The organism is Burkholderia sp. SIMBA_062 (assembly GCF_046534765.1).
GTDB classification, from domain to species: Bacteria; Pseudomonadota; Gammaproteobacteria; order Burkholderiales; family Burkholderiaceae; genus Burkholderia; species Burkholderia ambifaria.
Window position 1 is genome coordinate 1 of record NZ_JAWRYD010000197.1, and the last position, 285, is coordinate 285.

At 31.2% G+C, this 285-nt stretch carries 1 protein-coding gene; it reads right to left on the reverse strand.

What is annotated here, in order from left to right:
• Positions 1 to 285, reverse strand: a 285-nt coding sequence (locus tag SB786_RS36010; RefSeq protein WP_410731547.1) for a hypothetical protein, incomplete at both ends; no start/stop codon positions are given.

Genomic DNA, 285 nt, shown 5'->3' on the forward strand with positions numbered 1-285 from the left:
ATTGTCTTTATTTCCAATTTCACCTATATAACCCGAATTCACAAGTCCTTTATTTTCATAATGCATGTTATCTAATTGAGCCGAAAACAATTTTTTATTGATTTTTCCAACTTTGGTGGCAGACGGAGCAAATAATGAATCTGAAGACGAGCTCTCCGAAATTAATGGCTCTTTTTTCTCTACAGCAGAGGTAGAAAATGGTTTGAGAAAGTCACAATTAATTTTAAATGGACTAAAATATTGATTTTTAGAAGCTTTTATCTTTTCATTCTTATGAGCCACTTT